Here is a 6,962-nt window from a genome sequence, read left to right as displayed (position 1 = left end):
CGCCGCGCTTCCGCGCGGCGCTGGTCATTGCCGCCAAATCGGCGCGGACGCACACGCCCGTGCTGATCGAGGGCGAAAGCGGCACCGGCAAGGAGATGATCGCGCGCGCCATCCATGCCTCCAGCCCGCGTTCGAAACTGGCATTGCGGCTGGTGACATGTGCCGGGGCTTCGAGCGGCCAGATCGAATCGCAGCTCTTCGGGCATGAGCGCGGCGCGTTTCCTGGCGCGTTCGACCGGCATGTCGGCATCATCCAGCGGGTCGAGGGCGGCACGCTGTTCATCGACGAAGTCGACCAGCTTCCGCTCGAATCGCAGGCCAAGCTTGCCGACGCGATCCGATCGGGCGAGGTGCGTCCGCTGGGCGCCCGGCACAGCTTCCGCTGCGATGTGCGCTTCATCTGCGCCAGCAACACGCCGCTCAAGCCGATGGTCGAAGAGGGTTCGTTCCGCGAGGACCTGTATTTCGCGATCGCGCCGGTGCAGATCACCATTCCCGCGCTGCGCGACCGGTCGAGCGACATTCCCGCCCTTGTCCGGCATTTCCTGGCGCGCATCGCCGAACAGCCGGGGCTGCGCGGCCTGGGCATTACCGACGAGGCGCTGTCGCTGCTGTCCAGCTTCGATTGGCCGGGCAATGTCCGCCAGCTGCAGAACGCGCTTTTCCGCGCCGCGATATTCTGCGATGGCGATGCGCTGACCACCGCGGAATTTCCGCAGCTCACCAACATGCTGGGCGAAGAGGAGCCGCGCCGGACCTCGTCGCCGCATGACGGCATCGGCATCACGCTCTATGCCGAGGACGGCAATCTGCGCCCGCTCGAGGAGATCGAGGCGGATGTGATCCGTCTCGCCATCGGCCATTACCGGGGTCGCATGACCGAGGTCGCGCGCCGTCTGGGCATCGGCCGCTCGACGCTTTACCGCAAGCTGACCGAGCTCGGCATCGACAACGCCGCGTAACCGCGCTTTTCCCCTTCCCTGCGCTGCCCGGCGCTCATAAGAGCGGGCGGATGACCCGCGATCCGCTCGACGTCCTGCACGAAACCTTCGGCTTTTCCGCCTTTCGCGGCGTGCAGGAACAGGTCGTGACGCGCGTGCTGGCGCGGCGAAACACGCTCGCGATCATGCCCACGGGTGCGGGCAAGTCGCTCTGCTATCAGCTCCCCGCCGTGGCGCTCGATGGCTGCTGCGTCGTCATCTCGCCGCTCATCGCCCTGATGCATGACCAGCTGCGCGCCGCGCAGGCGCTGGGCATTCGCGCCGCCAGCCTCACCTCGGTCGATGCCGACTGGCAGGAAACGCAGGACCGGTTCCGCGCGGGCGAGCTCGACCTGCTCTATGTCGCGCCTGAGCGTGCCAGCTCGGAAGGGTTTCGCAGCCTGCTCGGCCGCGCGCCGATCGCGCTGTTCGCGATCGACGAGGCGCATTGCGTGTCCGAATGGGGCCATGATTTCCGCCCCGATTACCGGCTGCTCCGCCCGCTGCTCGACAGCTTTCCCGATTGCCCGCGCCTGGCGTTGACCGCCACCGCCGATGCGCACACGCGTGAGGACATCCTCAAGCAGCTCGGCATCGCGCCCGATGGCATGGTGATCGCCGGGTTCGACCGGCCCAATATCCGCTATGCCGTGCACCCGCGCGACGGGCTGACCCGGCAGATCGGTGATCTGGTCGCAAGCAATCCCGGCCCCGGCATCGTCTATGCACAGACCCGCGCCGGGACTGAAAAGCTCGCCGAGCAGCTGGGACGCGATGGCCGCAGGCAGGTGCGCGCCTATCATGCCGGCATGCCGCCCGAAAAGCGCCGCGCCAATCAGGACGCGTTCATCGCCAGCGAGGATATGGTGATGGTTGCCACGGTGGCCTTCGGCATGGGCATCGACAAGCCCGATGTCCGCTTCGTCGTGCATGCGGGCCTCCCCAAGTCGATCGAGGGCTATTATCAGGAATCGGGCCGCGCTGGCCGCGATGGCGAACCGGCAGAGGCGCATCTGTTCTGGGGGGCGGAGGATTTCATCCGCGCGCGCATGCGGATCGGCGAGATCGAGGCCGAGCGCCAGGCGGGCGAACGCGCGCGCATAGCGGCCTTGGGCGCGCTGGTGGAAACCGGCGGGTGTCGCCGCGCCGTGCTGCTGCGCCATTTCGGCGAGAGCCCGGCGGACACCTGCGGCAATTGCGACAATTGCCTGAGCCCGCCCGACAGCGTCGATGCGACGCAAACCGCGCGCAAGCTGCTGTCGGCCGTCTATCGCACTGGGCAGAGCTTTGGTCTGGGCCATGTCGAGGCGGTGCTGCGCGGGCAGAATACCGACAAGGTGCAGCAGCGCGGGCATGACCGGCTCTCGGTCTTTGGCATCGTCGATGGCGAGGAGGCGCTCCTGCTCAAGCCGGTCGCTCGGGCGTTGCAGGTGCGTGATGCGCTCGCCACCAACGAGCATGGCGGGCTGATGCTGGGCCCCGAGGCGCGCGCTATCCTGCGCGACGAGGTGCAGCTGCCGCTGGTGCTGCCACCCAAGCGCGCGCGGCGTGGTCGGCGCGGCAGCGATGCAGTCAATCCGGTGAGCAATCCGCTGTTCGAGGCGTTGCGCGCGTGCCGCCGCGATCTCGCGCAGGAGGCAGGCGTACCTCCCTATGTGATCTTCCACGACAGCACGCTGCGCGAAATGACCGAACGCATGCCGCAGACAATGGACGCGCTGTCGCGCATTTCGGGCATCGGGACGCGCAAGCTGGAGGCCTATGGCGAGGCCTTTCTGCGCGTGCTGCGCGAGCATGGCTGATATATTGACATTAATTGTGTCAATATATAGCGTCTGCATCAAGACCAGCAGAGAGGATGCACCATGGCTGAGCCCTTTACCGTTCTAAACGAAGTGTTTCCGGGCCATCCCGAAACGCTGGCAGGCATGATGCAGCCGGGCCCTGACGGGCCTATCTTCATGATCAATCTGCTCAAGTTCAAGGAAAAGGCGGTCTATGAGGATGGTCGCGAGACCGACCTGACCGGACGCGAGGCCTATATGATCTATGGCCGGGCAGTCTCGCAGCTGCTGCCCAAATTCGGCGGCGTGGCGATGTTCGTCGCCGATGTGACCTTCCTCTCGCTCGGCCAGGTCGGCGAGCTTTGGGACGAGGTCGCGATCGGGGTCTATCCCAAGCGAGCGGACATGGTGCGGATGTCGATGTCCGAGGAATGGCGCGAGATCGCGGTGCACCGCAGCGCTGGGCTCGACGGACAGCTCAATATCGAGACGGTGCTGTCCGAGGAGGGCAAGGGCATGCCGTGGATGCAGCAGATCCTGTCGATGGTCGGTCCCAAGGGGTGACATAGGCCCATGTTGGGGATATGCGCTTTTACATGAACACTCCTCCGGTTACCATCTCAGCGCCCCCTGCCCGCCATCCCGATGGCCGCAAACAGCGCAGCGAACGCAGTCGCCAGGCGATCGTCGATGCCATGCTCGACATCATCATGGGCGGCAGGATGGAACCGAGCGCCGCTGAAGTCGCCGAAAAGGCGGGCGTCAGTGCGCGTACGGTGTTCCGCCATTTCGAGGAAATGGACAGCCTTTACAGCGAGATGACCGAGCGGCTCGAAGCGGAGATCATGCCGATCATCCAGCAGCCCTTTACCGGCGAAGGCTGGCGCGCACAGCTTGACCAGCTGCTCGAGCGACGCGCGATGATCTATGAGCGCATCATGCCGGTCAAGATTGCCGCGAGCATCCGCCGGTTCAGCTCGGACTATCTGATGCTGAACTACGAGCGCTTCGTTCATCTCGAGCGCACCGGGCTGGAAGGGGTACTTCCCGACACTATCCGCAAGGATGCAACCCGCTTCTCCGCGATCGAGATGTGCGCCGGCTTCCAGACCTGGCGACGACTGCGCCAGGATCAGGGCCTCAGCACCGATCAGGCCGCCGACGTTGTGCGGCTGACGATTTCGCGGCTGGTGGACTGAGCTTGCGGCGCGCGTTCTGGCTTGCCGGGGCCGCGTTGACCATGGCGGTTGCAGGCTGTGATCTGCAGTCGGAACCCGAAAGCGGGCGCGCGGAGCCGGCTGCGCGCGATTGCCCTGCCAAGACCTTCGAGCCAGGCAAATTCATCCCCCTGCCCGCTGGCTCCTATGTCAAGGGTGCCGATCCGCTCTATCCCGAGGAACGCCCGTCCATGCGGCTCCGGGTCGAGGGTTTTGCGATCCAGGCGCACGAGGTCACCAATGACCAGTTCGCCGCCTTCGTTGAGGCGACCGGCTATGTCACGGAAGCAGAGAGAGCCGCGACCAGCGATGATCCGCGCGCGGGATCGGCCGTGTTCACACGCGATGCAAAGGGCATAAACGGTCGATGGGTGCTGCGCAAGGGCGCGACCTGGCGCGCGCCTGAAGGGCCGGGGTCGAACATCACCGGCAAGGGCCGCCATCCGGTCGTGCATGTCACGCTCGCCGATGCGCGGGCCTATGCAAATTGGGCAGGCGGTCGGCTGCCGAGCGAGGAGGAATGGGAATATGCCGCGAGCAGCGGTCTACCCGATCCCGCCAACCGCTTTTCCGGCGCGGTCGACGACAAGGGCGTGCCCCGCGCCAACCACTGGCAGGGGGTTTTTCCGATCAGGGATGAGGGCAAGGACGGCTTTTCGAGCACGGCCCCTGCCAGCTGCTTTCCCGCTGATCGCAACGGGGTGCACGACCTGATCGGCAATGTCTGGGAATGGACCGATAGCCCGGCGGACGACGCGCACATGATCATCAAGGGCGGTAGCTGGCTGTGCGCGGCCAACTTCTGCGCGCGCTATCGCCCCGCCGCGCGCCAGCCGCAGGAGAATGACTTCTCCTCGAACCATATCGGCTTCCGCATCATCCGCGACGTCGCAGCGCCAGCGCCAGGAACAGCGCGATAACCGGCACCGCCACCAGCACGGCATAGCTTTCGGGCGGATGATGATCACCGGGTTTCAGCACCCAGAAACTGAGGGCGTGCAGCGTCTTTTCGAGCAGCAACAGCACTAGCGCCAGCGGCACCAGCGCGCGATGGAACAGTCCGATGGCGAGCATCATGCCACCCCAGGCGATCTGCGTCGCGCCCGCCCAGGCGAACATCGATACGGTGCGGGCAGCATCGCGGGACAGGTCGATCCCCGCGATCACCCCCGCCCCGCCATCGGGCAGGAAGACATGGATCATGCCGGGGACCACCGCCAGCACCCCGCACAGAACGAGAAAACGCGACGAAGCCGACGCGGCAACCGGCTCCGACCGGGGCAGTAGCGCCGCCATCAGTTCGGCCAGTAGACGAGCTCGTCGCCCTTCCTGAACTTCACTCCCAGCGGTTTGTCGATCGCTACCGGCGCTTCGATGGTGTGCGGATAGAGCGGCTTGCGCGCGCCCTGCTGATGCTTAGCGAGCAGCGCCTTGAGCTCGGCGACCTTGGCCGGATTAGCCGCGGCGAGATCGCGCTTCTCGGTCGGGTCGTCCTTGAGGTTGAACAGCCAGGTCTTGCGCGGGCGTTCTGTCACCTGCAGCTTCCAGTCACCCTGACGCACGACGCGATAATAGGCGCTCTGCCAGAAGATCGCATCGTCGGGCCGCTTGCCGACCGGATTTGCGGGATCGGGGCCGAGCAGATCGACGCCATCGATCTGCAGCCCAGCGGGCAGTTGCGCGCCGCCTGCCCTGGCGAAAGTCGGCATCAGGTCAATATGCGCGACGGGCGTGTCGACCCTTGTTCCGGGCGCTATCCGTCCCGGCCAGCGCACGAACATCGGCACGCGGATGCCGCCCTCGAACAGGGTGAGCTTCCATCCCCGATAGGGTGCGTTGACCTGCGGCAGGCCGATATAGCCCGCGCCGCCATTGTCGCTGGAAAAGACGATGATTGTGTTGTCGTCGAGCCCCTGGTCCTTGAGCGACTGCATGATGCGCCCGACCGATCGATCGAGCGCGCGGACCATCGCCGCATAGACGCGCAGCCGGTGGGGCTTGATGTCGCCCACCGCGTCATAATCGGCCTTTGTCGCCTGGAGCGGGGTGTGAACGTTCCAGTGCGCGAGATAGAGGAAGAACGGGCGGTTGCGGTTCGCCTCGATCACCTTGATCGCCTCGTCGGTCCAGTAATCGGCGAGATAGCCGCCCGGCTTGAACCATTTGCCACCATTATAGCTGGTGGCGAACTGCATCCGCGCCCAGAGGAACTTGTCGATCGGGTCGAAATCGACCTTGGCGTTGACCACGTTCGGGTCGTCCTCGGGCAGGTGCTTCGCGCTCGCCATCAACAGGCTCTCGTCGAACCCCTGGGCGTTGGCGCTGAACTCGGGACCGTCGCCCAGATGCCATTTGCCGATATGCACGCTGTGATAGCCCGCGGGTTTCAGGATCTCGGCGATCGTCTGCTCGCTGCCCGGCAGACCCTGGCCGTCGAAATCGGGCGCGCCTTCCACCGCCGCGTCGAGATAGGTGACCGGCGGAAGGCCGGAATCCATTTCGTCGGACAGCGCCTTGACGATGCGGCCCATGCCGTCGGGCGTGGGGGTGAATTCGAATCCGGTGCGCGTGGGATAGCGCCCGGTCAGGATCATCGCGCGCGACGGGGCGCAGCTGGCGGTCCCGGAATAGGCCTGCGAATAGATCGCGCCTTCCGCCGCCAGCCGGTCGATATTGGGCGTCGGTACCTTGCCACCGGCCACGCCGCCGCCGAAGGTCGAGATGTCGTTGATGCCCAGGTCATCGGCCAGGATGAACACGATATTGGGTGGGCGCTTGTCAGCGGGCAGCGCGGGGCTGTCCGGTCCCTTTTGCCAGACGACGGGCTTGTTTTCGGCGACGTCGTGCTTGCCCATATGCGAGGCAGCGAACAGCAGCACCTGGCTCTTGTTGAACCAGCCCCAGGTTCCGGCGGCGATGATGACGACGAGCAGGCCGAGCAGGATGCGCTTGATCATGCGACCGCTTCCTCGGCGAACATC

General features: G+C 65.6%; 7 protein-coding genes. 5 read left to right on the top strand and 2 right to left on the bottom strand.

Annotation, left to right across the window (positions count from 1 at the left end; genetic code table 11):
• The 5 genes from AX735_RS05205 to AX735_RS05185 all read left to right on the top strand — a co-directional run.
• Positions 1–962, top strand: a 962-nt coding sequence (locus AX735_RS05205) for a sigma-54-dependent transcriptional regulator (RefSeq protein WP_066276706.1), incomplete at its 5' end; no start/stop codon positions are given.
• A 50-nt stretch (positions 963–1,012) separates the two neighbouring features.
• A complete protein-coding gene (gene recQ, locus AX735_RS05200; RefSeq protein ID WP_066276704.1) occupies positions 1,013–2,782 on the top strand; it encodes a DNA helicase RecQ in 1,770 nt (589 codons plus the stop codon).
• A gap of 63 nt (positions 2,783–2,845) precedes the next feature.
• Positions 2,846–3,328 (top strand): hypothetical protein, encoded by a 483-nt coding sequence (locus tag AX735_RS05195; protein ID WP_066276695.1) that lies wholly within the window; start codon positions 2,846–2,848, stop codon positions 3,326–3,328.
• A 32-nt stretch (positions 3,329–3,360) separates the two neighbouring features.
• Positions 3,361–3,963 carry a TetR/AcrR family transcriptional regulator gene (locus AX735_RS05190; protein WP_066276690.1) on the top strand — a complete coding sequence of 201 codons (603 nt, stop codon included), beginning with the start codon at positions 3,361–3,363 and terminating at the stop codon, positions 3,961–3,963.
• 2 nt (positions 3,964–3,965) lie between these two features.
• Positions 3,966–4,901: an SUMF1/EgtB/PvdO family nonheme iron enzyme gene (locus AX735_RS05185; RefSeq protein WP_231750029.1), complete on the top strand. Its 936-nt coding sequence runs from the start codon at positions 3,966–3,968 to the stop codon at positions 4,899–4,901.
• Here AX735_RS05185 and AX735_RS05180 read toward each other — a convergent pair.
• Entirely contained in the window at positions 4,858–5,277 is a 420-nt protein-coding gene (locus AX735_RS05180) for a hypothetical protein (RefSeq protein WP_137775387.1), read from the bottom strand. The two genes, AX735_RS05185 and AX735_RS05180, sit on opposite strands and share 44 nt — an antisense overlap.
• Positions 5,277–6,938, bottom strand: a complete 1,662-nt coding sequence (locus tag AX735_RS05175) for a sulfatase (RefSeq protein WP_137775386.1) — start codon at positions 6,936–6,938, stop codon at positions 5,277–5,279. The genes AX735_RS05180 and AX735_RS05175 overlap by 1 nt, the downstream gene beginning before the upstream one ends.
• Positions 6,939–6,962 lie beyond the last annotated feature (24 nt).

Source organism: Blastomonas sp. CCH1-A6 (genome assembly GCF_001556365.1).
GTDB lineage: Bacteria > Pseudomonadota > Alphaproteobacteria > Sphingomonadales > Sphingomonadaceae > Blastomonas > Blastomonas ursincola.
The sequence above is the reverse complement of the archived record's forward strand: the minus strand, read 5'-3'. Positions and strand labels throughout refer to the sequence as shown.